This is a genomic window from Phenylobacterium sp. (assembly GCF_016124325.1).
Classification (GTDB): Bacteria; Pseudomonadota; Alphaproteobacteria; order Caulobacterales; family Caulobacteraceae; genus Phenylobacterium.
Window position 1 is genome coordinate 11,725 of the sequence record NZ_WGNY01000021.1, and the last position, 22,170, is coordinate 33,894.

The following is a 22,170-nucleotide window of genomic DNA, read 5'->3' on the forward strand; positions in this document are numbered from 1 at the left end:
CGAGTTTCTCCGTCCCGCTGCGGGCCGGAGCCGAGACCGCTTCTGTCCATGAAGTGGGGGTCGGAGACTTCAACGGGGACGGCAAGCTCGACGTCGTCCTGAGCTATTTCCGCTATCCGCTGGAAGACACCGGCACGGCGATCCGCCTGTTCACGGGCGACGGCCAGGGCGGGTTCACCGACGCCACCACCGCGCTCTTCGGCAGCGGCGCGCCCACCACGGTGCATGCGCGCGAGCTGATCGTCGCCGACTTCAACAAGGACGGCCGGCCCGACGTCTTCCTGGGCGACCACGGCTACGACGCCAATCCGTTCCCGGGCGCGCAGAACGGCCTGATCCTGTCGAGCGGGGCCACGGGCCTGACCAACGCCACGGCCCAGCTCCCGCAGGTGAAGGACTACACCCACTCCACCGAGGCGGCCGACATCGACGGCGACGGCGACCTCGACATCTTCGTCGGCAACGGCGGCGGCGGGAACGCCGTGACCGCGCCCTTCTTCCTGATCAACAACGGCGCGGGCGGCTTCACGAAGTCGGACGCCGGCCTGCCGAGCTCTCTGCTCACGGGCGCCAAGCCGAACCACTGGAGCGAGGCGTTCATCGACGTCGACGGCGACGGCGACAAGGACCTGTTCCTCGGCGCCAGCAAGGACAACCCCGCCCAGCTTCTGCTGAACGACGGCCACGGGAACTTCACCCTGTCGCCCAAGACGATGCCTGCGGGCGCGGGCAACGCCGACGCGGTGGACATCCAGTCGATGGACATCAACGGCGATGGCCGCGCCGACCTCGTGGTGGCCTATTCGGTGTTCAACGCCAACAGCACCGACCGCCACGTCCAGGTGCTGATCAACGACGGCGCCGGCGGCTTCACGGACGAGACCAGCTCGCGGCTTCCCGCCAGTATCCAGGTGGGCGAATGGAGCCGCCGGGTGCACGAGACCGACGTCAACGGCGACGGGGTGACCGACCTCGTGCTGTCGAACGGCTCGTCCTCGCCCATCTACCTGGGCGACAGCCTTGGCCATTTCGTCGAGATGCCGGGGATCGCGCCGGGCAACCAGTACGACCTGATCACGCCGGCCGACGTGAACGGCGACGGCCGCGTCGATTTCATCGCCTGGCGCGGCCTGTTCGACAACGCCGAGCAGCTGCGGGTGGACATCTCGGTCGACCCGGGCCCGACGCAGGTGGGAACCGCCGCGGTCGACGGGCTGATGGGCGACAACAGCAACGACACCATCAACGGCGCCGCCGGCAATGATGTGATCTTCGGCGGCGGGGGCACGAACTATCTCCGCGGCGACGAAGGCGACGACTACATCGTGGGCGGGGCGGGGTTCGACGACATCAACGGCAACATGGGCAACGACACCTGCGTCTCGGGCGGCGGGGACGACTGGGTGGTCGGCGGCAAGGACAACGACAGCCTGACGGGCTCGGCCGGCCAGAACCTGGTCTACGGCAACCTCGGCAACGACACCTGCGAGGGCGGGGACGGGGACGACATCGTCCGCGGCGGCCAGAACGACGACATCGTCAACGGCGGGGCCGGGGACGACTTCGTCTCGGGCGACAAGGGCGACGACACCATCACCGGCGGCGCTGGGGCCGACCGCTTCCACACCTTCGGGGCGGCCGGGATCGACCGGGTGCTGGACTTCCACATCGCCGAGGGCGACCGGGTGCAGCTCGATCCGGGCACCGTCTACACGGTGTCCCAGGTCGGGGCCGACACGGTGATCGACATGACCGGCGGCGGCAAGATGATCCTGGTGGGCGTGCAGATGAGCACCCTCACCGGGGACTGGATCTTCGGGGCCTGATCCGAGGCGGGGCAGGGTTTCGTAAACCCTGCCCCTTCACCCCGCCTTCAGTACGATCGCCTAAGCCTGGGGCCATGGCCCTGACCCCGCGAAACCTCACCGCACTCATCCGCATCGGGGGCGTCGCCGCCGGGTTCGGCGCGCTGATCGCCCTGACCGGGCCGTTCCGCTATTCCGACCTCGGCCTGCCGTTCCCCGACTTCGTGGCGCACGGCATGCTGTTCTACGGCCTGGCGGGGCTGATGATGGGCGCCCTGCCGCGCTCGCGGACCACCGACCTGGCGCTGGCCCTGATCGTCATCGCGGGCGGCAGCGAGGTGCTGCAGGCCCTGGTCGGCCGCGACATGGAGTGGGGCGACTTCGTGGGCGACAGCACAGGCGTGCTGGCCGCCGTGGGCCCGGTCTATCTGGCCGGCTTCCGACGCCTGGTGCGCGAGCACCCCGACGCCACCCTTGCCGAACTTCGCGCCATGGACCGCCGCCAGGGCCGCGGCGCCGAGCGGCCCGTGGCCGACCCCGCGCAGAGCTGAGCTTGCGGGCCGGCGCGGGCTCTGGAAGCTTGCGCCCATGCCGATCCGGACCCTCTCCATCGCCGCCGCGCTGGCCTGCGCCGCCCTGCCCGCCTTCGCCGAACCGCGCACCGCGACCATCCGGGACCCCGACACCCGGGCCTGGTGGGAGATCGCCGAGCACCTGTCGTCCGACGCCATGGAGGGCCGCGACACCGGCTCGCCCGGCTACGACCGCGCCGCGGCCTGGGTGATCGAGCGCTTCAAGGCCGCGGGACTGACGCCGGCGGGCGAGAACGGCGGCTGGACCCAGACCTTCCCGGTCCACGAGGCCAAGGTCGAGAGCGAGGGAACGCAGATCGCCGTCGTGGCCGCCGACGGGACGTCCACGCCGCTGCGGTTCCTGCACGACGTGACGGTTCGCGCCGCCGACGACCTGCCCGCCCGCCTGGACGCGCCGCTCGCCTTCGCCGCCGATTGCCGGGCCGAGGACCTGGCGGGAGCCCGGGGCAAGGTGGCGGTCTGCTTCAACACCCGGCGCACGGGACGCACCTCGGGCGCCGAGCGCGTGAGGAACGCCCAGGCGGCCGGCGCCGTCGGGCTGATCCAGGTGGACGATCCCTATTTCACCATCGAGCCGCCGCGCTGGCCGGCCGCCTATGCGCGCAGCGTGGGCATCGCCGACGGGACGCCCGACGCCGACGGCGGCTTCCCGGTGATGGTGCTCAACGCCGAGGCCCTGCCCAGGCTGATCGCCGGCTCGGGCCAGGACGCCGCGGCGCTGCTGAAGGCCGGCGGGGCGGGCGCGCGCGCGCCGATCTTCGATATCCCGGCGCGGCTGACGGCGACGTTCAAGGTGACCACCCGCGACTACACGGCCAGCAACGTGCTGGCGCTCATGCCCGGCGCGGACGCCAAGCTGAAGGGCGAGATCCTGGCGCTGTCGGCGCACCTGGACGGCTATGGCTACGGCGAGCCGGTGGACGGCGACGGCCTCTACAACGGCACGCTGGACGACGCGGCCTATGTGGGCACGCTCATCCGCTTCGCCGAGCGCCACAAGGGCAAGCCGCTGAAGCGCAGCGTGCTGCTGGCGGTGGTGACGGGCGAGGAGAAGGGCCTGCTGGGCTCGCGCTGGTTCGTCGCCCACCCGACGGTTCCCAAGGACGCGCTGGTCGCCGACCTCAACCTGGACCAATTGCGCCCGCTCTATCCGCTGACGCTGCTGACCGTGGCGGCCATCGACGAATCCACCCTGGGCGACACCGCCCGCGCCTTGGCCGCAGCGCAAGGGATCCGCACCCAGGCCGACCCCGAGCCCGAGCGCAACCTGCTGCGCCGTTCCGACCACTGGCCGTTCATGCAGATCGGCGTGCCGGCGACCGGCTTCATCTTCGGCGTCGAACCGGGGACCGAGGCCGAGGCGCGGTATCGCGAATGGTACCGCACCCGCTACCACCGCCCGCAGGACGACATCGGCCAGCCGATGGACTTCGAGGCGGCCGGCGCCTTCAACCGGTTCTTCTACGCCCTGGCCGAGACGGTGGCCGACGCGCCGCAGCGGCCGGCCTGGAAGCCGGGCAGCGCTTACACGCCCAAGCCCTGAGGCTTTGACGTCGCGCTCGCCCGGACCGCGCCCCGCGCTATGATGCCCGACGGGGAGCAGGAGGCGTCGGATGTACGAACGGGTGGTCCTGGCCTACGACGGCACGCGCGAAGGCCGCACGGCGCTGCGCGAGGGGGCCTTGCTGGCCAAGCGATGCGACGCGGCGGTCTACCTCCTCTGCGTGGTGGCCGAGACGCCCGGCGTGCGGCTGGGCGAGGCGGCGCACGCCGGCGCCATCGCCCACACCCAGGACACCTATGGCGCGCTGTTCGACGAGGCCATGGCGCGGCTCGCCGAGCTGGGCTTCACGGCCGAGGGCCAGGTGGTGCAGGGCGAACCCGCCGAAGCCATCGCCAACTACGCCCGCAAGGTGCGCGCCGACCTGGTGGTGGTGGGCCACCGCCGCCAGAGCCTGCTGGAACGCTGGTGGTCGGGATCGTCCGGCGCCTACCTCGTCGACCACCTCGGCTGCAGCCTGCTGGTGGCGCGCAACAACATCAGCGACGAGGCGTTCGCGAGCGAGATCGAGGGGTAGCGCGCGCCTCTCCCCCCCGCGAAGCGGAGAGGGTAGGGAGAGGCGGTGCGGACCGAGCCGATCCCGGAGCGGTCGATCGAGGATTCCCGGCGAACCATCAGCGCCATACGTTTCGCCGCGCCGCCCCTCTCCCTACCCTCTCCCTCTTGGAGCTCCGCTCCGGGGGAGAGGATTCATTGTTCGGCCCGCCAGTCGGCGGCGGTCGCGGCGTAGAGCTCGACGAGGTCGGCGTAGCGCTGGGCCTCGGCCTCGGCGAAGCCACGGCGGGCGCGGCCCAACTGGCGCTGGGCGTCGATGAGCTGCATCAGGGCGCCGCCGCCAAGGCGGTAGGCGACTTCGGCGTCCTTGTAGCGGGCTTCCGCCGCCGCGCGCGCGCGTTGCGCGGCGGCGATCTGATCGCCGTCGGATCTCAGGGCGACCAGGACATCGGAGACCTGGACGAAGGCGCGCAGCACGGTCTGCTGGTAGCGGGCCAGCGACGCGCGGGCCTCGGCTTCCGCGGCCGCGCGCTGCGCCTTGAGCGCGCCGCCATGGAAGACCGGCGCCGTCGCGCCGGCCAGCAGGCTCCAGCCCGTGGCGCTGTAGTTGAACAGGTTCTCCGGCTGGATCGAACCCTGCGTCAGGCCGGCCGTGAGCCGCAGGTCGGGATACTGGTCGGCGACCGCCACGCCGATCGCGGCCGTGGCGGCGTGCAGTTCGGCCTCGGCGGCCAGGATGTCGGGCCGGCGGCGCACGAGCTGCGAGGGCAGGCTGAACGGGACCTCGCCGCGGACGCGGAACTCGGTGAGCGCGAAATCGGGCGCGGTCCACTCGGCCGGCGACTTGCCAACCAGGAGCGCGAGCTGGTGTCGCGCCTGGGCGAGCTGGCGCTGGAGCGGCGGCAGCAGGGCCTCGTCCTCGGCGAGCTGGGCGCGGACCCCGGTGGTGGCCGAGGGTGCTTCGCCGCCGGCCTCCTGGGCCTTGGCCACGATGTCGGCGATGGCGTTGTCCTCGTTGATCACCGAGCGCTGGGCGTCGATCTGGGCGCGCAGCCCCGCGATCCGCACGGCCTGCGCGGCGATATTGGCGCTGAGCGTGAGGTAGGCCGCGTCGGCCTCGCGGGCGGCCTGCTCGGCGCGCGCCTCGGCGCGCTCGGTGGCGCGGCGGCGGCCGCCGAAGAGGTCGAGGTCGTAGCTGACCGAGGCGCCGACCTCGTAGAGGTTGATCGTCGGGCTGGGGAAGCCGGTGAAGCCGAACGACTGGGTGTTGATCCGTTCGCGCTGGGCCCCGGCGGTGGCGTCGACCTGGGGCAGCTCGGCGCCGCGGGCGGCGGCGGCCTGGGCCCGGGCGCGCTCGAGCGTCGCCCGCGCCTCGGCGATCGTCGGGCTGTCGGCGAGCGCCAGGCGGATCGTCTGGTCCAGGGTCTCGGGACCGAACGCGCCCCACCACGGCCCGGCCGCACGCGATTCCGGCGCGAGATGCGCGTTCGCCGGCATGCTGTCGCCGTTCATGACGTAGCGGTCCGCCGCCGGTCCCGTCGGCCCGGCGGGCGCCTGGAAGTCGGGGCCGACGGTCGCGCAGGCGGCCAGCGACAGGGCGGCGAGGGCGGCGCCGGTCAGGCGAAGGGATCTAGTCCGCAGCGGCATGGATCGGCTCCGCGCTCGTGCGCCGAGGGCGGCGCATCAGAAGCAGCATAGGCATGCAGGCGAAGGTGATGAGGAACATGAGCTTGAAGTCGTCGACATAGGCGATCATTCCGGCCTGACGGGTGATCTCCGCGTTGAGCGCCGACAGGCCGGCCACGCTGTGCAGGTCGAACATCGGCGGGAGGCCGCTGCGGACCATCGGGTCGGCGGGATCGACACGGCCGGCCAGGGACGCATGCGCCGCCTGGGTGTTGGAGACCAGCAGCGCCTGCATGATCGAGATGCCGACGCTGGAGCCCATGTTGCGCATCAGGGTGTAGACCGCCGAGCCCTCGGCCCGCAGCGCGGGCGGAATGGTGGCGAAGGCGAGCGTCGACAGCGGCACGAAGAGCAGGCCGATGCCCAGGCCCTGGATGAGCCCCGAGATCACGATCGGCATGGCGCCCATCGACAGGTCGAAATGCATCATCTGCCACAGCGCGATGGCGCTGAGCGACAGGCCGGTCATCAGGATGAGGCGGGTGTCGACGCGCCCCACGATCTGGCCGACCACGAACATGGCGATGAACGAGCCAACGCCGCGGGGCATGGTGACGATGCCGGCGGTCAGCACCGGATAGCCCATCAGGTTCTGCATCATCGGCGGCAGCAGGGCCAGCGTCGAGAACAGCAGGATCCCGATGAAGAAACCGAAGGCGCTGGCGGTCACGAAGTTGCGGTCGCGGGCCAGGGCGCGGTCGAAGAACGGATGCTCGGCGGTCAGGGTGTGGGCGACGAACACCCACAGGCCGATCGCGGCGATCACCGCCTCGGTCCAGACCTCAGCCGAGGAGAACCAGTCCTGGCTGGGACCGCGGTCCAGAACCATCTGCAACCCGCCCACGAACAGGGTCAGCATGCCGAAGCCCAGGAAGTCGAAGCGGCGGGCCTTGCTGAGTTCGTCGCGGGCGATGAACAGGAAGACGCCCAGGAAGGCGAGGATGCCGATCGGCAGGTTGATGTAGAAGCACCAGCGCCAGGAGAAGTTCTCCGTGAGATAGCCGCCGAGCACCGGCCCGAGGATCGGCCCCAGGATGGCGCCGGCGCCCCAGATGGCCATGGCCTGGCCGTGCTTCTCGGGCGGGTTGATGTCGAGCAGGACCGCCTGGCTCAGCGGGATCAGCGAGGCGCCGAACACGCCCTGCAGCAGGCGGAAGATCACCAGCTCAGGCAGGCTGGTGGCCAGGCCGCACAGCATCGACGCGAGCACGAAGCCCGAGATCGAGATCATGAAGAGCCGCTTGCGGCCGATCCGCCCGGCCAGCCAGCCGCTGAGCGGGGTCATGATCGCCGCCGAGACGATGTAGGAGGTCAGCACCCAGCCGATCTGCTCGGGGCCCGCGGAGACGCTGCCCTGGATGTGCGGCAGGGCGACGTTGGCGATGGTGGTGTCGAGCGAGTTCATCACCGTCGCCAGCATGATGGAGATGGTGATCGGCCAGCGGTTGGCCTCGGGGGTCCGACTCTCGGGCGCGAAGGTCATGCGACGCGCCTCAGCCGTCGCGGCCAGGCGCTTTCACGTCGACCTTCACCTTGGCGGACAGGCCCGCGCGCGAGGCCATGGGCGGCGGCGGGCTGTCGAACTCGATGCGCACGGGCAGGCGCTGGGTCACCTTCACCCAGTTGCCCGTCGCGTTCTGGGCGGGCAGCGGCGAAAAGGCCGAGCCGGCGCCGGGGGCGAAGCTGGCCACCCGGCCGTGCAGGTCGGCGTCGGGATCGGCGTCGATCTCGATGCTCACCGGCTGGCCGACCTTCATGTGGGCGAGCTGGTCTTCCTTGAAGTTGGCCTCGATCCAGGGCTTGCCCGACAGCAGCCAGAACGCGGTCTGGGAGGCGTTGAGGTAGGCGCCCGCCGGCAACTGGTCGACGCGGGCCACCACGCCGTCGGCCGGGGCCACGACAATGGCGTAGGAGACGTCGAGCGTCGCGCGCTCGAGCTGGGCGCGGGCCTGCATCACGGCGGGATGGTCGGCGGCGGCGAGGTTCGGGTCGCCGCCCAGCGCGGCCAGCGCGCGGGTCGAGGCCTGGCGGGCGGCGGCGAGCTCGTCGCGCGCCTGCTGGGCGGCGTGGACGGCCTGGTCGACCTGCTGGCGCGAGGCCACGCCGGCGGCGGCGAGATCGCGCTGGCGCTTGGCCTCGCGCTCGGCGTAGGCGAGCTGTTCCTGGGCGGCGCCCACATTGGCCTGGGCCTGGCCATAGGCGGCGCGGTCGGCGCGCACCTGCAGCTCGGCGGCGGCGAGCTGGGCCTTGGCCGCGTCGGCCGTGGCCTGGAAATCCCGGGGATCCAGCTTGAACAGCGGCTGGCCGCGGCGGACCGCCTGGTTCTCCTTGACGTAGATTTCCAGCACCCGGCCGCTGATCGACGGCGCCACCGGCGTCTTGGCCACCTGCACGTAAGCGTTGTCGGTGGTCTCGTAGCGGGCGTTGAGCATCATGATCGCAACGACCACCACCACGATCACCACCGGCCCGCCGATGATCAGCGGCCAACGCCAGCGGCGCAGTCCGCTCCGAGGCGGCGGCAAATGCGCGGCGTTCGCGTCCGGGTCGCTCACGTCCCAGTCCCTCTCCGTTCAGGATGCCAATGAATCGACGTCGGCGGTCCAACGCAAGGGCGCGACCGTCGACGATGCGTTTCAGATAGGCGCGACAGCCCAATGAACCAAATGATATGTTGTCACGCAGAAAATGCAGGAGATTCATAGCTGCTGCACGACCTGAACCTGCTCCGCGTCTTCGACGTGCTGCTGGAAGAGCGCAGCGTCACGCGCGCCGGGGCGCGGCTGGGCCTGACCCAGTCGGCGGTGAGCCACGCGCTGTCGCGGTTGCGGCACGGCCTGGGCGACGAGCTGTTCGTGCGCGGGCCCGACGGCATGCGCCCGACGCCGCGGGCGCTGGAGATCGGGGCCCAGGTGCATGCGGCGATACACCAGCTCCAGACCGCGCTCTCGACCACCGACTTCGACCCGGCCAAATCCGAGCGCCGCTTCACCATCGCGGCGGGCACCTACGCCAGCGCGGTGATCGCGCCCTCGCTGGTGGCGCGGCTGGCGGCCGAGGCCCCATTGACCGAGCTGGCGCTGAGCGACTACGCGCCAGCGGTGATCGACGCGCTGGACGCGCGGCAGGCCGACTTCGTGATCGGCGGCGTGGTGGCCGCGCCCGAGCGGTTCGCGCGCGAGACTCTGCTGGTCGAGGAGCTGGCCTGGGTGGTCAACGTCGACTCCCCGCTGGCGCGACGGCCCGTGGTGGACCTGGCGGCGCTGGCCGCGACCCCGCACGTGGTGATCTCGCGCCGCCCGCCCGGGCAGGCGGACGAGGCCGCCGTACGGCGCGGCGTGCTGACCCGCCCGAGCTGGGAGGACGCCGGCGCGCTGGAGGCGGCGCTCGCCGCCGAGGGCCTGCGCCGCCGGGTGGGCGTGACCGTGTCGGACACCTACGCCGCCCTGGCCATCGCCGCGCGCTCGGAGATGGCGGCCCTGGTCCCGCGCCGGCTGGCGCGGCTGTCGGCGGCGCGCGGGACGCTGAAACTGATCGAGCCGCCCTACGCTTCGCCGCCCGTGGAGGTGGGACTGATGTTCCTGCGCGAGCGGCTGGCCGAACCGCCGATCGCCTGGATGCGCGACGTGCTGCGCGAGGTGGCGCGCGGCATCGCGTGAACTTCCTCTCCCGTGTGGCGCGGGAAAGGAAGGGTCCTACCCGCTCGCCTCCGCCGCCCAGGCGGAGCGCAGGAGCGTTTCCAGCACGTCCATGTCCACGTCGGACAGCCGCTTGATGTAGAGGCAGCCGCGACCCTCGGCGTGCTTGCCCAGACGCCCGAGCAGGTCGTGGCGATCGGGGCTGGCCGGCAGGTAGAGCACCAGCGACGGCCTGCGCGGCGAAAAGCCCATCTTGCAGATCTCGCCGGGCCGACCGTCGGCGTAGCTGTAGCGGCTGACCCCGAAACCCACGATGGACGGCCCCCACATGACCGCCGGCTCGCCGCTGATCCGGGCCATCAGGTCGCGGAGCGCGCGGCCGTCGTCGCGCCGGGCGGCCGGCTGGGCCGCGTCGAGGAACGCGTCCACGTCGGCGTCGGTGGGCCGGGTCTTGGCTTCGTAGGCCATGGCCAAGAGGGTCGATCCGGCCGGCGCGGCCGTCAATCGATCTCGGCGACGCCCGCGGCTCCATCCTCGTCGCCCCAGGCCACCCGCTTCGCATCGGGGCTCAGGGCCAGAGCCGAGATGGCCGCGCCCTTCTCCGCCTTGAGCGGCACGAGGCGTTCGCCGGTGACGTCGGCGGCCCAGACGCGGCCGTCGTCGAGCCCCGCGGCCAGCCAGGTCTTGTCCGGGACAGCGGCGATCCTGGACGTGACCGCGGCGTCGTCGTAGCCGATCTCGGCGGCCTGCTTGCCCATCGGCCCGGTGGCGCCGGCGAACGGCCAGACCACGGCGCCATTGGCCCCCGAGGTGGCCATGAGCTGGCCCCGGGAGAGGAACGCCAGGCTCCTCACCTTCGACGGATAGCCGCCCATGCGCATGTTCTTCTCGTCGGCCACACGCCAGCCGTGGAGCTGGTTCTCCTGCATGGCGCTCATCAGGAACTTGCCGTCCGGGCTCCAGCAGACGCCGATGTGGCTGCCGGCCCACTTGAAGATCGAGGGCTTCTGGTCGGCGATGCGGGCGTACCAGAGCCAGACCCCGCCGTAGGTGGCCACCGCGATGCGCCGGCCTTTCGGATCGAACGCCAGCCCTGCGATCGACTTCTCGTGGGCGAAGACGCGGGAGAAGGCGGGGTCGGCCATGTCGCGCACGTGCAGCTCGCGCCCGGCGGAGAAGGCGACCAGCTTCGACTCCGGGCTCGCGTCGATCGATTCGATCCAGCGGCCCGGGACCTTGGCGATCTCCTCGGCGCCGGCCGGCGTCACCCGGACCACCCGGCCGTCGTCGCCGGCGGTCAGGATCCCCTCGCCCGTGGGCGGCAGGCAGGCGGCGAGGCAGGCGCCGTCGTGCGCCTCCACCCGTTCGCCGCCCTCGAAGCAGACCGCGCCGTCGCCCAGCGCGAAGACGGCGCGTCCAGCGCGGTCGAACAGGGCGGCGGTGACATAGGCGTCGAAGCTGAAGTTCATGGCCCTTCCCCTATTCGGTCGCACGACCTGCGGGCAAGCGTGCGACGAGTCGGGCAGGTGAACGACGTTCGGCCGCTTTGCGCTTTACAAGCGGCGGGCGGCTTGCCAATGGTCGCCGCGACGGGCCTGGACTTTGCAGGCTCATGGGAAGGAATCAGGACGCATGGGCGCCAAGATCGGCGGTGGCGGGAGCGGCAAGTTCGACCTCGGCCAGAACTCGGACATGAACGTGACGCCCTTCGTGGACGTCATGCTTGTGCTCCTCATCATCTTCATGGTGTCGATCCCGGCGGCCACGGTGTCGATCAAGCTCGACCTGCCGCCCGCGATTCCGCCGCCCCCCGGCACCAAGGTGAAGGAGCCGACGCTCATCAACATCCAGGCCGGCAACGCCATCTTCATCGGCGAGATCCCGACCACGCTCGATCACCTGCCGGCCGACCTGGCGACGCAGCTCACCAAGGACGACCCGACCCTGCCGCCGACCGAGCAGCGCGTGTACATCCGCGCCAACCGCGACGTGCGCTACGGCGACTTCATGAGCGTCATGAACACGCTGCAGGGCAACGGCTTCTATCAGGTGGCCCTGATCAACGAAGAGCTCTAGGCGCTTCGGACAAGCTTTCGAAACGGCCCGCCGGGGGAGACCCCGGCGGGCTTTTTCATGGGCGATACGCGGCGGGAGAGGAACCGCCCGCCATCGCTGGCGCGATGGGGAGCCATGGCTACCGGCCGATTCAGCATTAATCGGCACATAACCGCCTTCGTTTAGAACTTCAGGCTCAGGCAGGGTCAGAATGACCCGGTAGATCGCGCGAAGGCGCCAAGGCCATGTGGGAACGGATCGAAGTCTGGGTGGAGTCCGAGCGGCATCACGGCCGCTGGCGAATGGAAGGCCGCCGTCTGCTGCTGGAATGGCGCGGCGGGCGCTCCTACGAGTGGTGCGGCCTCCTGCGGCCCGAGGTGGTCGCCGCCCAGAGCCTCAAGCGCCTCGTCAGTCACCCGCCGTTGGCGGCGTAGGACCGGATCAGGCCGCAACGCAGCTTTCGAAGCCCGCCTGAAGGGCGGCCTTGTCGAGGTTGCGGCCGATGAAGACCAGCCGCGAATAGCGCTTGTCGCCCGGCTTCCACTCGCCCTGGAAGTCGCCCTCGAGGATCATGTGCACGGCCTGGAACACCAGGCGGCGCTCCTCGCCCTTGATGTCCATGATGCCCTTGGCCCGCAGGATGTCGGGCCCCTGGGTCTGCAGCACATTGTTGAGCCAGGCGGTGACGCGGTTGGCGTCGATCGGCTTGTCGGAGGTCAGCGAGATCGAGCTGATCCCGCTCTCGGCCACGTGGTCGTGGATGTGGCCGTGGCCATGATCGTGGTCATGATGGTCATGGCCATGATCGTGATGGTGATGATCGTGGTCATGCTCGCAGTGCTCGTCGTGGACGTGGCCAGGCTCGCCGTGCGCCGGATTGAGGAAGTCGGGCTGCAGCTCGGTCACCCGCGTCAGGTCGAAGGCGTGGCGGCCGAGGATCGTGTCGAGCGGCACGTTCGAGCGCTGCGCCCTGCGGATCGGCGCCATCGGGTTCAGCGTGCGGATCGCCTTCTCCACCTCGGCCAGCTCGGCCTCCGAGACGAGGTCGGTCTTGTTGAGGATGATCTGGTCGGCGAAGGCGATCTGCTCGGCCGCCTCCTTCGAATCCTTCAGGCGCAGCGGCAGGTGCTTGGCGTCGACCACGGTGGTGACGCTGTCCAGCTCGGTGCGGGCGCGCACGTCCTCGTCGACGAAGAAGGTCTGGGCCACCGGGGCCGGATCGGCCAGGCCCGTGGTCTCGACGATGATGCCGTCGAACTTGCCCTTGCGCTTCATCAGCCCCGAGAGCACCCGGATCAGGTCGCCGCGCACCGTGCAGCAGACGCAGCCGTTGTTCATCTCGAAGACCTCTTCGTCGGCGCCGACGATCAGGTCGTTGTCGATGCCCACCTCGCCGAACTCGTTGACGATCACGGCGTACTTCTTGCCGTGGTCCTCCGAGAGGATGCGGTTCAGGAGGGTGGTCTTGCCCGCGCCGAGATAGCCGGTGAGGACGGTGACGGGGGTCTTGAGGGCGGTGGCGGCTTCGCTCATGGCTCGTCATGTAGTCGCGGGAAGGCGCGGAGGGAAGTTCGGCGCGAGGCGGAAGAGAACCTTCCTCTCCCACGCCGGCGTGGGAGAGGGGGACCGCACGCCGACCCCGGCCTCGCGCCGGGGGAAGAGCGGGCGGTGGAGAGGGAAGGCCGCATGCGCATTGCCCGCCGCCTTCCCTCTCCACCCGTCGCTCTTCGGCGACGGGTCCCCCTCTCCCGCGTTCCGCGGGAAAGGAAACCGCGCCTTGACCGCCCATTTCTGTTATAAGATAACACTCGCCCGCCGAACACCGACGAGAGCCCGCTTGACCTCGACCGCCGCCGCCCCGGACCGGCCGACCCCCGCCGAAAGCCTCGACGGCTTTCGCGACGACCGCACCTATCTGGGCGCGGACCATCGGCGCAACGAACGGCGCACCTGGATCGTCACCGCGATCTGCGCCGCGACGCTGGCCGTGCTGGTGGCGGGCGGCGCCGCGACCCACTCGCTCGCCCTGATCGCCAGCGGCCTGCACATGGGCGCGCACGTGGCCGCCCTGCTGGTGGCCGCCGGCGCCTACGCCCTGGCGCGCCGTCACGCCGACAACCCGGCCTTCAGCTTCGGGACCGGCAAGCTGGGCTATCTGGCCGGCTTCGCCAACGCCGTGGTGATGGCCGTCACCGGCGTCCTGATCGGCGTCGAGAGCGTGGCGCGCCTCGCGAGCCCCGAGGCGGTCGACTACCAGGACGCCCTGCCCATCGCAGCGGGCGGCCTGGTGGTGAACCTGATCTGCGTCTGGCTGCTGCGGCCGACCCAGGCGGCGGCGGCGCGCAACGACCCCGCCGGCGACGTGAACCTCTCGGCGATCCATCTGCACCTGACGGCGGACGCCGCCGTCTCGGTGCTGGCGCTGGCGGCGGTGCTGGCCGGGCGCATGCTGGGCTGGACCTTCGCCGACCCGCTGGCGGGCCTGCTGGCCGCGGGCCTCGTCGCCCACTTCGCCTGGACGCTGCTGCGCCGGGCCGGAGCGGCGCTGCTGGACATCAACCCGTCGCCCGAGCTGACCACCGAGGTGCGGCGGCGCCTGTCCGACGGAGGCGAGCGGGTGGTCGACCTGCACCTGTGGCGCCTGGGCCCCGGGCACCACGCGGTGATCGCGGTGATCGCCGCCGACGATCCCCAGCCTGCGGCGACCTATCGCGCCCGGCTGGCTGGACTGGCCGGGGTCTCGCATGTGACCGTCGAGGTCCGCGCGACGGTCGACGATTCGCACTGCGGCCACGCGCACGGATAGTTCGGAGCGTCGCGTATGAGTGGCTTGTGGCGTCATCTCAAGGGCTGGCCCGGCCTCGCCGCCGCCGCCGTGGTGACGTCGGCCGCCGTCGCCGGCGGGATGGTCTCGGCCGACCGCGCGTCGCTTCTCGCGGGCAAGCCGCCCGCCGCCCCCCACGCCCGCCTCGTCGCCGAAATCCCGCCGCCCGCGCCCCAGGCCCTGCAGGCCGAACTCGCCCGGCTGGCCGAGGGCTACGGCGAGGACGTCGGCCTGGCGGTCACCGACGTGAGGACGGGCTGGACGGCCGGCGTCGATCTCGACCGGCCGTATCCGCAGCAGAGCGTGTCCAAGCTGTGGGTGGCGCTGTCGGTGCTGCAGGCCGTGGACGACGGCTCGCTCACCCTGGACCAGCCGGTGGTGCTGACCAAGTCGGACCGCTCGGTGTTCTACCAGCCCGTGACCCGGCGCATCCGCGGGCCGGAGGGGTTCGAGACCACCGTCTACGACCTGCTCCAGCGCCAGCTCACCGAGAGCGACAACGCCGCCAGCGACAAGCTGATGGCCGAGGTCGGCGGGATCGACGTGGTCACCCGGACGATCACCGAGAAGGGCCTGAACGGCGTGGCCGTGGGCGCGTCCGAACGCGACCTGCAGACCCGTACGGCCGGTCTCACCTGGCGGCCCGAATACGGCTTCACCTGGATCTTCAAGCAGGCCCGCGCCGAACTGCCCGACGAGGTGCGCGACGCGGCGCTGGACGCCTACCTCGCCGCCCCGCCGGATGGCGCCAAGCCGGCGGCGATCACCCGGGCGCTGGCCTCGCTCAAGCGCGGCGAGCTGCTCTCGGCGGGCTCGACGCGGGTGATGCTGGACCTCATGGCCCAGTGTCGCACGGGCAGCTCGCGCCTGCGCGCCGGCCTGCCGGAGGACTGGGCCATCGCGCACAAGACCGGCACCGGCCCCGACTGGCGCGGCGCCTCGGTGGGAATCAACGACGTGGGGCTGCTGACCGCGCCCGACGGACGCACCTATGCGGTGGCGGTGATGCTGCGCGAGACGCGCAAGCCCCAGAGCCAGCGGCTGGCCCTGATGCACGCGGTGAGCCGCGCGGTGGTCGATCAGTGGGCGCGCGACACCGGCGGCGCGCGGATGGCCGACTAAAGGTTCAGAGCCCGTCAGGGTGAAGTGGATACCGGTTCACCCGCCCGGACGGGCTCTACACTCTTGAAGATCGAGCCTTCTTGTCCGGATCAGGTGATCCCACCTGATCCGGGAAGGCTCTAGCGCGCGGCCACCTGGCCGGCCGGCGGCCGCTGGATGCCCGGCACCACCGTGACCCGGATCGGCTCGCCGTTCATGTCGTGCGAGGACCAGACCACCCCGATCCCGCCGTCCTTCGGGAACTTCGTGCAGTACTTGAAGAACGGCACGGGGAAGGGCTTGGACTGGCGCAGGCAGACCTTGTTGTCGTCCTTGCTCGACCAGTGGCCGGACGACCACAGCCCCCGGCGGCCGACCGCCTCCCAGTCGCCGTCGGCGCGGATCCAGAGCCACTGGTAGCGGCCGTCGGGATAGAGCGCCTTGACGGTGTTGCCGAAGGCGGCGGCGAGGCCGCGCGGCTCGGCCGAGGCGTTCGATGCGGCGAGGGTGGCCGCCGCGGCGGCCAGGATCAGCAGGCTTCGGCGCATGGCGGCCACTCTAGTCGACATCGTTCGCAGGTTGGAACCCCACGCCCCGACGGGCGGGGCGGTCAGATCCAGTAGGGCCCGACGCCGTAGCGGCCGTAGTAGCCGAAGATCGCCTCGCGGCTTCCAGCGTCGTTCCACCCGCTCAACTCGCCCCCTTCGATCGTCGGGGCCTCCTCGATCGCCGCCTTGTCGAGCGGGACCACATAGGCGCGCCGGTCGGCGTCGTAGGTCAGCAGCCTCCACGGCACCGGGTGATATTTCTCGCCAAAGCCCAGGACCCCGCCGAAGGACAGGATCGCGTAGGCCACCTCGCCCGAGACCTTGTCGATCGCGACGTCCTCGATCTTGCCCAGCTTGTCGCCGGCCTCGTTGCAGACATCGGTCCCGTTGACGCGGTCTGCGGGAATCAGCGGATGGACGGGCTTGTTCATCGTTCTCCTCCTTTGCGGCATACGGACTCAACGGTCCGGCCCGCGAAGAGGTTCAGCGCGCCGCCAAGATGGGCGTGGCGCCGATGTTGGTGCGCCCCACGCCGTCCACCTGGTACAGCGCCTCCACCGCCCTGTCGGGATCGAGGCGGAGCGCGGCCAGCGACCGGCCGTCGGCGGCGATCTCGGCGGTCTGCATCACCCCGATGTCGCGGTTCCCGGCGACGATGACGAAGCGGTTGCCCGCCGCCCCGCGGAAGGCGGCCAGATAGCCGTAGTCGCGGTTGGGCTGTCCCGTCGCGGCCGGCCCCGCGCCGGAGGTGTAGCTGACGCCGGTGCGGCGATCGATCAGCTCGTCGTAGGTGGCCCCGATGGTGAAGCGCGAGCGCTCGAACACCGGCGCCTGCAGGACCCGCAGGGCCGAGAGGTAGCCCACGTAGACGATGTCAGCGCTCTTCAGCATGTCGGGGGTGAGCTGGGAGGCGGTGATCACGCGGACGCGGCCGAGCCCGCCGGCCGCCTGGCGCACCAGGGGCATGATTTCGCGCAGCGCCAGCGTGGCGCCCACGGGGGTGTAGTAGGTGTCGAGGTCGACGTAGCGGCCCTGGAGCTGCGGGTTGGCCATCAGGAAGGCGTCGAGGTCGGCCGGCGAATTGATCTCGAACGCCCGCACCATCCGCTTGGGCGTGTCGCCATAGTCGGTGTCGCCGAAGATGTAGTAGTCGCCGATCGCCACGATCACGGGCCGTTCGCGCCCCAGCCCGGCCCAGATCGGCGAGGCGGCCGCGGCGGCCAGGTCCTGGGTGGGCCCGGCGCGGCCGGCCACCCACCACCACGCCCCGGCGTTGGCGGCGACCAGGACCGCGGCGGCGGCCACGGCCGGCCAAAGCCACCGGGACCGGGCGCGCCGCCCGGCGGCCGGGGCGGGCGCGGCGGTCGCGATCTCCAGGCGGTATTCGCCGACGGGGATCACCAGGCGCCGGGTCTCGTCCGCGCCGGGACCGGCGTAGAAGGCCTCGAGCTTCTTGCGCAGGCGATGGACGTAGACCCGCACCGAGGCGTCGCCCGACAGGTCGGGTTCGCGGCCGAACACGTCGAGGGCCACGTCGGCCTCGCTGAGCGTGCGGCCCCGCCGCTCGGGCGCGGCGAGATAGTCGAACAGGCGCGCCAGGCCGTGGCTGCGGCCCAGCACGCCGGCCGCGCGCACGCGGGCGACCTGCGCCTCGAAAGCCTCTGACGGGTCGTCGATCATCCCTGGCCTTCCACTCCCGCCCCGCTGTAACCCTCTGTAACGTCCGGGGAATGTCCGGCGGGAAACGTGGAGCCTACCACGCGGGGCGCGGGCCTGGCTTCAGCGACAGCGCCGGGCGCTCGACGAGGAACCAGCTCATCAGGGCGAACGGGATCACCGCCAGGACCGCGGTGGCGAGGTTGAGCACGCCGTGGACGGCCAGCATTTGCTGCACGGGAAAGGCGTAGATGTAGACCCCGTAGCTGAGGTCGGCCGGCAGCTTGCCGGGCCGCGAGAGGCCCAGGACGGCGGTCGGCAGGGCGAGTGGCCCCGCCAGCGGAAAGGCCAGGACCGAAAGCGCGCCCGCCCAGAGCGGAACGGCGACGCCGCCCGCCTGCAGCGCCGCCCCGGCGAAGAACAGCAGGCCGTTGCGCGCGATCAGGAAGGCGACGCGGCTGGCCCGCTCGTCGGCCCACTGCGGCGCGGCGAAGGTCATGACCAGCCAGACCGCGGCGCACAGGCCGGCCAGCGCCAGCATCGGGGCGAGCCGCGCGCGGACCGCCATGAGCACGAGGTAGAAGCTGAACTCCAGGCGCAGCGTCCACAGCACGCCGTTGACCACCCCGGCCATCGGCGCGGTTTCGAAGACGCCCGGCAGCTCGTAGGTCGCCGGATAGAGCAGCGCGTTGCGGAGCACGTAGAGCGCCGCCTTCGGCCAGTAGACGCCCATCGGCGCCGTGGTGACGAAGGCCAGCAGGACCACCGTCACGACCAGCGATGCGATCAGGCCCGGCTCGATGCGCAGCACGCGCTTGAGCAGATAGGTCTTCGGGTCGCGCCGGTAGCTGGCCGCCACGAGGTAGCCGCTGATCACGAAGAAGATGGAGACGCCCAGCGCGCCCAGGTCCTCGACGCCCACGATGCGGAGCGGCGGCTGGCCGGCCAGCGGGAAGGTGTGGCTCACCACCACCAGCAGGGCCGCGACCAGCCGCATGAGGTCGAACGTCATGCGGCCAGCGTTAGCACGGGATTCGCCCGTCCCTCAGGCCGGCGTCAGCTCTTGACGAACGGCTGGCTGAAGGTGGGCTGGCCGGTCAGGGTCAACAAGGCGTTGGCGACCGCGGGGCCGATCACCGGCGTCCCGGGCTCGCCGACGCCGCTCGGCGGATTGGCCGAAGTGACGATGTAGGTCTCGACCTTCGGCGCCTCGGAGTGGCGCAGCACCCGATAGGTGTCGAAGTTCGCCTGATCGACCTTGCCGTCGGTGAGCGTGATCTGGCCGAACATCGCCGCCGACAGGCCGTAGCAGGTCCCGCCCTCCATCTGGGCCGCGATCTGGTCGGGCGAGATGGCGACGCCGCAGTCGATGGCGGTGACCACGCGGCCCACCTTCGGCACGCCGTTCTCCAGCTTCACCTCGGCCACCTGGGCGACCACCGAGCCGAAGCTCTCGTGGACGGCCACGCCCCGCGTCCAGCCTTCGGGCGCGGGCTCGCTCCACCCGGCCTTCTCGGCGGCGAGGTTCAGCACGCCGAGATGGCGCGTCGCGCCGGCCTTGCCGTAGAGCGCGCGGCGATACTCCACCGGGTCCTTCCCCGCCCGCTTGGCGAGCTGGTCGACGGTGTGCTCCATCACATAGGCCGTGTGGGTGGCCCCCACCGAGCGCCACCACAGGACCGGCACGCCCACGTCGGGCTGCAGGACCTGGGCGTCGACCACCGGCGTCGCCTTGAGGTACGGCGAGCCCTTGGCCCCCTCGACGCCGGTTTCGTCGTAGTCGCCGCCCGTGGGCGCGCCGGGCGGGGCGCCCTTCATGATCGACTGGGTGACCACGCGGTGCCGCCAGGTGGCGGGAAAGCCGTCCTTGTCGAGCGTGATGCGCAGGGCGTGGTGCACGATCGGCCGGAAGTAGCCGGCGCGCATGTCGTCCTCGCGCGTCCAGACCAGCTTCACCGGCCGCCCCGCCCCCACCTTCTTGGCGATATGGACGCACTCGGCCACGTAGTCGGACTGGAAGTTGGTGCGCCGTCCGAACGAGCCGCCCGCGAACAGGGTCTCGATCTCCACCGAACCGGGCAGCGCCGGGGCGATCCTGGCGGTGTTGAGCTGGTCGAGCGTCGGCGACTGCGAACCGAAGACCAGCCGCGGCGGGCCTTTGCCGATCATGGCCACGCAGTTCATCGGCTCCATGGTCGCGTGCGCGAGATAGGGGAAGTCGTAGGCGATCTCCAGCGCCTCGCCCCCCTCCGTCGCCTTGGCCGTGTCGCCATGGGCCTCGAAGCTCTTCCAGCCGTTCTTCTCCGGCGCCGCGGTCTTGCCCGACGCCAGGTCGCGGTACTGGGCCAGGATCTGGGTGGTGCCGCGCTTCTCGGCCTTGGAGTCGTCCCAGGTCACTTTCAGCGCGTCGCGGGCGGTCTTGGCGGCGTAGGTGGACTGGGCCACCACCGCCACGCCGGTCGGGATCTTGAAGATCTCGACCACGCCGGGGACCTTCTCGGCCTCCGCCGCGTCGAACGAGGCCACCTTGCCGCCGAACAGCGGGGCGTGCGCCACCACGGCCACCAGCATGTTGGGCAGCCGGACGTCCTGGGTGTAGCGGGCGGTGCCGGTGCTCTTGGCCTGGGCGTCCTTGCGGCGCACCAGGTCGGAGCCGATCAGGGTGAAGGCCTTGGGATCCTTCAGGGCGGGCGCCTGCGGCGGCGTCACCTTGGCGGCGTCGGCCACCAGCTCGCCGAAGCCGGCCTTACGCCCGGACGGATGGGCGACGACGCTGTCCTTCACCGTGACCTCGGCGACCGGCACGGCCCATTTCGTGGCGGCGGCCTGCACGAACATGGCCCGCGCCGCCGCGCCGGCCGTACGCAGCTGGGTCCAGGAGTTGGCGATGGCCGACGAGCCCCCGGTCCCCTGGATGCCGCCCATCAGCGTGTTGCCGTAGAGCTTGGCGTTGGCGGGCGCCTGCTCGACCTTCACCCGGTCCCAGTCGGCGTCCATCTCCTCGGCGACGATGGCGGCGAGGCCGGCGTGGTTCCCCTGGCCGAACTCGATGTGCTTGGACACGACCGTGACCGCCCCGTCGGGGTCGACCTTCACGAAGGGCCCGAAGGCGCCGGGTTTCACCTTCGAGCCCGCCGACAGCGCGTCGGGCATCGAGCAGCCGACCAGCAACGCGCCGCCGACCAGCGTCGCGCCGACCGCAAGAGCCTCGCGGCGGGTCGGCGCGGCGGCGATATCCTTGAAAGGCTTGTTCATGGCCGTCCCCCCTACTTGGCCGCCGCCGGCTGGGCCGAGGCGTCCTTGATCGCGGCGTGGATGCGCTGATAGGCGCCGCAGCGGCAGATGTTGCCCTCCATCGCCGCGTCGATCGCCGCATCGTCGGGGTTCGGATTCTGCGCCAGCAGGCCCACCGCGCTCATGATCTGGCCCGACTGGCAGTAGCCGCACTGGGGCACGTCCAGCTTCACCCAGGCCTGCTGCACCGGATGCTCGCCGCCCAGGCCCTCGATGGTGGTGATCTTCATGCCGCTCAGCGCCGAGACCGGCGCCTGGCACGAGCGGATCGGCTGGCCATCGGCCAGCACGGTGCAGGCCCCGCATTGGGCGATGCCGCAGCCGTATTTCGTGCCGGTCAGCCCCAGTTCATCCCGCAGCACCCACAACAGCGGCGTGTCGGGCGGCGAGTTGACGTTGAGGGGCCGTCCGTTCACATCCAGCGTAGTCGCCATGAGCCGCATCCCTGACTGATTTGTTTCGATCCTAACGTTGTTCAGACATCCGCGTAAATCGCGCCCCGGCGACAACAGCCGTTCCGCGCTTGCGCCGCACCACGCCGACGAACCCTGCGAAGGAGTCCCCATGTTCCGCCTTGCCGCGCTCGCGTCCGCCCTGAGCCTCGCCGCCCTGCCCGCCCTGGCGGCCGACGGGGAGCAGCTCTTCAACATCCAGTGCCGCCAGTGCCACATGGGCTCGATCATGGGGCCCAGCCTCGTGGGTACGGCGGGCGGCCCGATCGCGGCCAAGCCCGGCTTCACGTACACGCCCGGTCTCAAGGCCAAGTCGGACCAGACCTGGACCGACGAGAACCTCGACGCCTTCCTGAAGGGCCCGGCGGCGTTCGCGCCCGGCACCAAGATGTTCGCCACCGTGCCCTCCGACGAGGCCCGCGCGGCGCTCATCGCCTACCTCAAGACCCTGAAGTAGCGCCG

22 protein-coding genes are annotated in these 22,170 nt (G+C 71.2%); 10 read left to right on the plus strand and 12 right to left on the minus strand.

What is annotated here, in order from left to right; all coding sequences use genetic code 11:
• Positions 1–53: 53 nt before the first annotated feature.
• From GC203_RS13055 to GC203_RS13070, 4 genes are all read left to right on the plus strand, one after another.
• Positions 54–1,826: an FG-GAP-like repeat-containing protein gene (locus GC203_RS13055; protein WP_293455058.1), complete on the plus strand. Its 1,773-nt coding sequence runs from the start codon at positions 54–56 to the stop codon at positions 1,824–1,826.
• Between the two features lie 74 nt (positions 1,827–1,900).
• Positions 1,901–2,356: a hypothetical protein gene (locus tag GC203_RS13060; protein WP_293455059.1), complete on the plus strand. Its 456-nt coding sequence runs from the start codon at positions 1,901–1,903 to the stop codon at positions 2,354–2,356.
• Positions 2,357–2,393: 37 nt separating this feature from the next.
• A complete protein-coding gene (locus GC203_RS13065) occupies positions 2,394–3,941 on the plus strand; it encodes a M28 family peptidase (RefSeq protein ID WP_293455062.1) in 1,548 nt (515 codons plus the stop codon).
• A 70-nt stretch (positions 3,942–4,011) separates the two neighbouring features.
• Positions 4,012–4,476 (plus strand): universal stress protein, encoded by a 465-nt coding sequence (locus GC203_RS13070; RefSeq protein ID WP_293455065.1) that lies wholly within the window; start codon positions 4,012–4,014, stop codon positions 4,474–4,476.
• 173 nt (positions 4,477–4,649) lie between these two features.
• On the opposite strand, the gene GC203_RS13075 is transcribed toward GC203_RS13070, so the two are convergent.
• From GC203_RS13075 to GC203_RS13085, 3 genes are read right to left on the minus strand one after another with little or no spacing between them, the layout of a single operon-like run.
• Positions 4,650–6,101, minus strand: a complete 1,452-nt coding sequence (locus tag GC203_RS13075) for an efflux transporter outer membrane subunit (RefSeq protein WP_293455067.1) — start codon at positions 6,099–6,101, stop codon at positions 4,650–4,652.
• Complete coding sequence (locus GC203_RS13080; protein WP_293455069.1) at positions 6,085–7,623, minus strand: DHA2 family efflux MFS transporter permease subunit; 1,539 nt, start codon at positions 7,621–7,623, stop codon at positions 6,085–6,087. Before GC203_RS13080 ends, GC203_RS13075 begins: the two co-directional genes overlap by 17 nt.
• Before the next feature lie 10 nt (positions 7,624–7,633).
• Complete coding sequence (locus GC203_RS13085) at positions 7,634–8,695, minus strand: HlyD family secretion protein (RefSeq protein WP_293455071.1); 1,062 nt, start codon at positions 8,693–8,695, stop codon at positions 7,634–7,636.
• A 168-nt stretch (positions 8,696–8,863) separates the two neighbouring features.
• Here GC203_RS13085 and GC203_RS13090 point away from each other — a divergent pair, with 168 nt between their 5' ends.
• Entirely contained in the window at positions 8,864–9,799 is a 936-nt protein-coding gene (locus GC203_RS13090) for a LysR family transcriptional regulator (RefSeq protein WP_293455237.1), read from the plus strand.
• 36 nt (positions 9,800–9,835) lie between these two features.
• Here the strand turns inward: GC203_RS13090 and GC203_RS13095 are convergent, their stop codons facing one another.
• Positions 9,836–10,246 (minus strand): DUF1801 domain-containing protein, encoded by a 411-nt coding sequence (locus tag GC203_RS13095; RefSeq protein WP_293455074.1) that lies wholly within the window; start codon positions 10,244–10,246, stop codon positions 9,836–9,838.
• A gap of 32 nt (positions 10,247–10,278) precedes the next feature.
• The gene (locus tag GC203_RS13100) at positions 10,279–11,247 is read right to left on the minus strand and encodes a WD40 repeat domain-containing protein (protein WP_293455076.1); all 969 of its coding nucleotides are present in this window, start codon (positions 11,245–11,247) and stop codon (positions 10,279–10,281) included.
• A gap of 163 nt (positions 11,248–11,410) precedes the next feature.
• Here GC203_RS13100 and GC203_RS13105 point away from each other — a divergent pair, with 163 nt between their 5' ends.
• Entirely contained in the window at positions 11,411–11,854 is a 444-nt protein-coding gene (locus tag GC203_RS13105) for a biopolymer transporter ExbD (RefSeq protein WP_293455078.1), read from the plus strand.
• A 224-nt stretch (positions 11,855–12,078) separates the two neighbouring features.
• The gene (locus GC203_RS13110; RefSeq protein WP_293455080.1) at positions 12,079–12,267 is read left to right on the plus strand and encodes a hypothetical protein; all 189 of its coding nucleotides are present in this window, start codon (positions 12,079–12,081) and stop codon (positions 12,265–12,267) included.
• Positions 12,268–12,274: 7 nt separating this feature from the next.
• On the opposite strand, the gene GC203_RS13115 is transcribed toward GC203_RS13110, so the two are convergent.
• On the minus strand, positions 12,275–13,366 hold the full coding sequence (locus tag GC203_RS13115; protein WP_293455083.1) for a GTP-binding protein: 1,092 nt from the start codon (positions 13,364–13,366) through the stop codon (positions 12,275–12,277).
• Positions 13,367–13,670: 304 nt separating this feature from the next.
• Between GC203_RS13115 and GC203_RS13120 the strand changes: the two genes are divergently transcribed.
• On the plus strand, positions 13,671–14,639 hold the full coding sequence (locus GC203_RS13120) for a cation diffusion facilitator family transporter (protein ID WP_293455086.1): 969 nt from the start codon (positions 13,671–13,673) through the stop codon (positions 14,637–14,639).
• A 15-nt stretch (positions 14,640–14,654) separates the two neighbouring features.
• Positions 14,655–15,779, plus strand: a complete 1,125-nt coding sequence (gene bla / locus GC203_RS13125; protein WP_293455089.1) for a class A beta-lactamase — start codon at positions 14,655–14,657, stop codon at positions 15,777–15,779.
• Positions 15,780–15,898: 119 nt separating this feature from the next.
• On the opposite strand, the gene GC203_RS13130 is transcribed toward bla, so the two are convergent.
• From GC203_RS13130 to GC203_RS13155, 6 genes are all read right to left on the minus strand, one after another.
• Entirely contained in the window at positions 15,899–16,327 is a 429-nt protein-coding gene (locus GC203_RS13130) for a hypothetical protein (protein WP_293455092.1), read from the minus strand.
• A gap of 41 nt (positions 16,328–16,368) precedes the next feature.
• Complete coding sequence (locus GC203_RS13135) at positions 16,369–16,737, minus strand: PRC-barrel domain-containing protein (RefSeq protein ID WP_293455094.1); 369 nt, start codon at positions 16,735–16,737, stop codon at positions 16,369–16,371.
• Between the two features lie 52 nt (positions 16,738–16,789).
• Complete coding sequence (locus GC203_RS13140; protein ID WP_293455098.1) at positions 16,790–17,986, minus strand: helix-turn-helix domain-containing protein; 1,197 nt, start codon at positions 17,984–17,986, stop codon at positions 16,790–16,792.
• Between the two features lie 73 nt (positions 17,987–18,059).
• Positions 18,060–18,974 carry an acyltransferase gene (locus GC203_RS13145; protein WP_293455100.1) on the minus strand — a complete coding sequence of 305 codons (915 nt, stop codon included), beginning with the start codon at positions 18,972–18,974 and terminating at the stop codon, positions 18,060–18,062.
• A gap of 44 nt (positions 18,975–19,018) precedes the next feature.
• Positions 19,019–21,217 carry a xanthine dehydrogenase family protein molybdopterin-binding subunit gene (locus GC203_RS13150; protein ID WP_293455102.1) on the minus strand — a complete coding sequence of 733 codons (2,199 nt, stop codon included), beginning with the start codon at positions 21,215–21,217 and terminating at the stop codon, positions 19,019–19,021.
• Between the two features lie 11 nt (positions 21,218–21,228).
• Positions 21,229–21,690, minus strand: a complete 462-nt coding sequence (locus tag GC203_RS13155; protein ID WP_293455105.1) for a (2Fe-2S)-binding protein — start codon at positions 21,688–21,690, stop codon at positions 21,229–21,231.
• A gap of 130 nt (positions 21,691–21,820) precedes the next feature.
• Here GC203_RS13155 and GC203_RS13160 point away from each other — a divergent pair, with 130 nt between their 5' ends.
• A complete protein-coding gene (locus GC203_RS13160) occupies positions 21,821–22,165 on the plus strand; it encodes a c-type cytochrome (RefSeq protein WP_293455107.1) in 345 nt (114 codons plus the stop codon).
• Positions 22,166–22,170 lie beyond the last annotated feature (5 nt).

Excerpts from the sequence above, each read along its gene's own strand:
- GC203_RS13060 (WP_293455059.1), top strand. The coding sequence starts at position 1,901 with ATGGCCCTGACCCCGCGAAACCTCACCGCACTCATCCGCATCGGGGGC.
- GC203_RS13065 (WP_293455062.1), top strand. The coding sequence starts at position 2,394 with ATGCCGATCCGGACCCTCTCCATCGCCGCCGCGCTGGCCTGCGCCGCC.
- GC203_RS13070 (WP_293455065.1), top strand. The coding sequence starts at position 4,012 with ATGTACGAACGGGTGGTCCTGGCCTACGACGGCACGCGCGAAGGCCGC.
- GC203_RS13075 (WP_293455067.1), bottom strand. The coding sequence starts at position 6,101 with ATGCCGCTGCGGACTAGATCCCTTCGCCTGACCGGCGCCGCCCTCGCC.
- GC203_RS13080 (WP_293455069.1), bottom strand. The coding sequence starts at position 7,623 with ATGACCTTCGCGCCCGAGAGTCGGACCCCCGAGGCCAACCGCTGGCCG.
- GC203_RS13095 (WP_293455074.1), bottom strand. The coding sequence starts at position 10,246 with ATGGCCTACGAAGCCAAGACCCGGCCCACCGACGCCGACGTGGACGCG.
- GC203_RS13100 (WP_293455076.1), bottom strand. The coding sequence starts at position 11,247 with ATGAACTTCAGCTTCGACGCCTATGTCACCGCCGCCCTGTTCGACCGC.
- GC203_RS13105 (WP_293455078.1), top strand. The coding sequence starts at position 11,411 with ATGGGCGCCAAGATCGGCGGTGGCGGGAGCGGCAAGTTCGACCTCGGC.
- GC203_RS13110 (WP_293455080.1), top strand. The coding sequence starts at position 12,079 with ATGTGGGAACGGATCGAAGTCTGGGTGGAGTCCGAGCGGCATCACGGC.
- GC203_RS13115 (WP_293455083.1), bottom strand. The coding sequence starts at position 13,366 with ATGAGCGAAGCCGCCACCGCCCTCAAGACCCCCGTCACCGTCCTCACC.
- bla (WP_293455089.1), top strand. The coding sequence starts at position 14,655 with ATGAGTGGCTTGTGGCGTCATCTCAAGGGCTGGCCCGGCCTCGCCGCC.
- GC203_RS13130 (WP_293455092.1), bottom strand. The coding sequence starts at position 16,327 with ATGTCGACTAGAGTGGCCGCCATGCGCCGAAGCCTGCTGATCCTGGCC.
- GC203_RS13135 (WP_293455094.1), bottom strand. The coding sequence starts at position 16,737 with ATGAACAAGCCCGTCCATCCGCTGATTCCCGCAGACCGCGTCAACGGG.
- GC203_RS13140 (WP_293455098.1), bottom strand. The coding sequence starts at position 17,986 with ATGATCGACGACCCGTCAGAGGCTTTCGAGGCGCAGGTCGCCCGCGTG.
- GC203_RS13145 (WP_293455100.1), bottom strand. The coding sequence starts at position 18,974 with ATGACGTTCGACCTCATGCGGCTGGTCGCGGCCCTGCTGGTGGTGGTG.
- GC203_RS13150 (WP_293455102.1), bottom strand. The coding sequence starts at position 21,217 with ATGAACAAGCCTTTCAAGGATATCGCCGCCGCGCCGACCCGCCGCGAG.
- GC203_RS13155 (WP_293455105.1), bottom strand. The coding sequence starts at position 21,690 with ATGGCGACTACGCTGGATGTGAACGGACGGCCCCTCAACGTCAACTCG.
- GC203_RS13160 (WP_293455107.1), top strand. The coding sequence starts at position 21,821 with ATGTTCCGCCTTGCCGCGCTCGCGTCCGCCCTGAGCCTCGCCGCCCTG.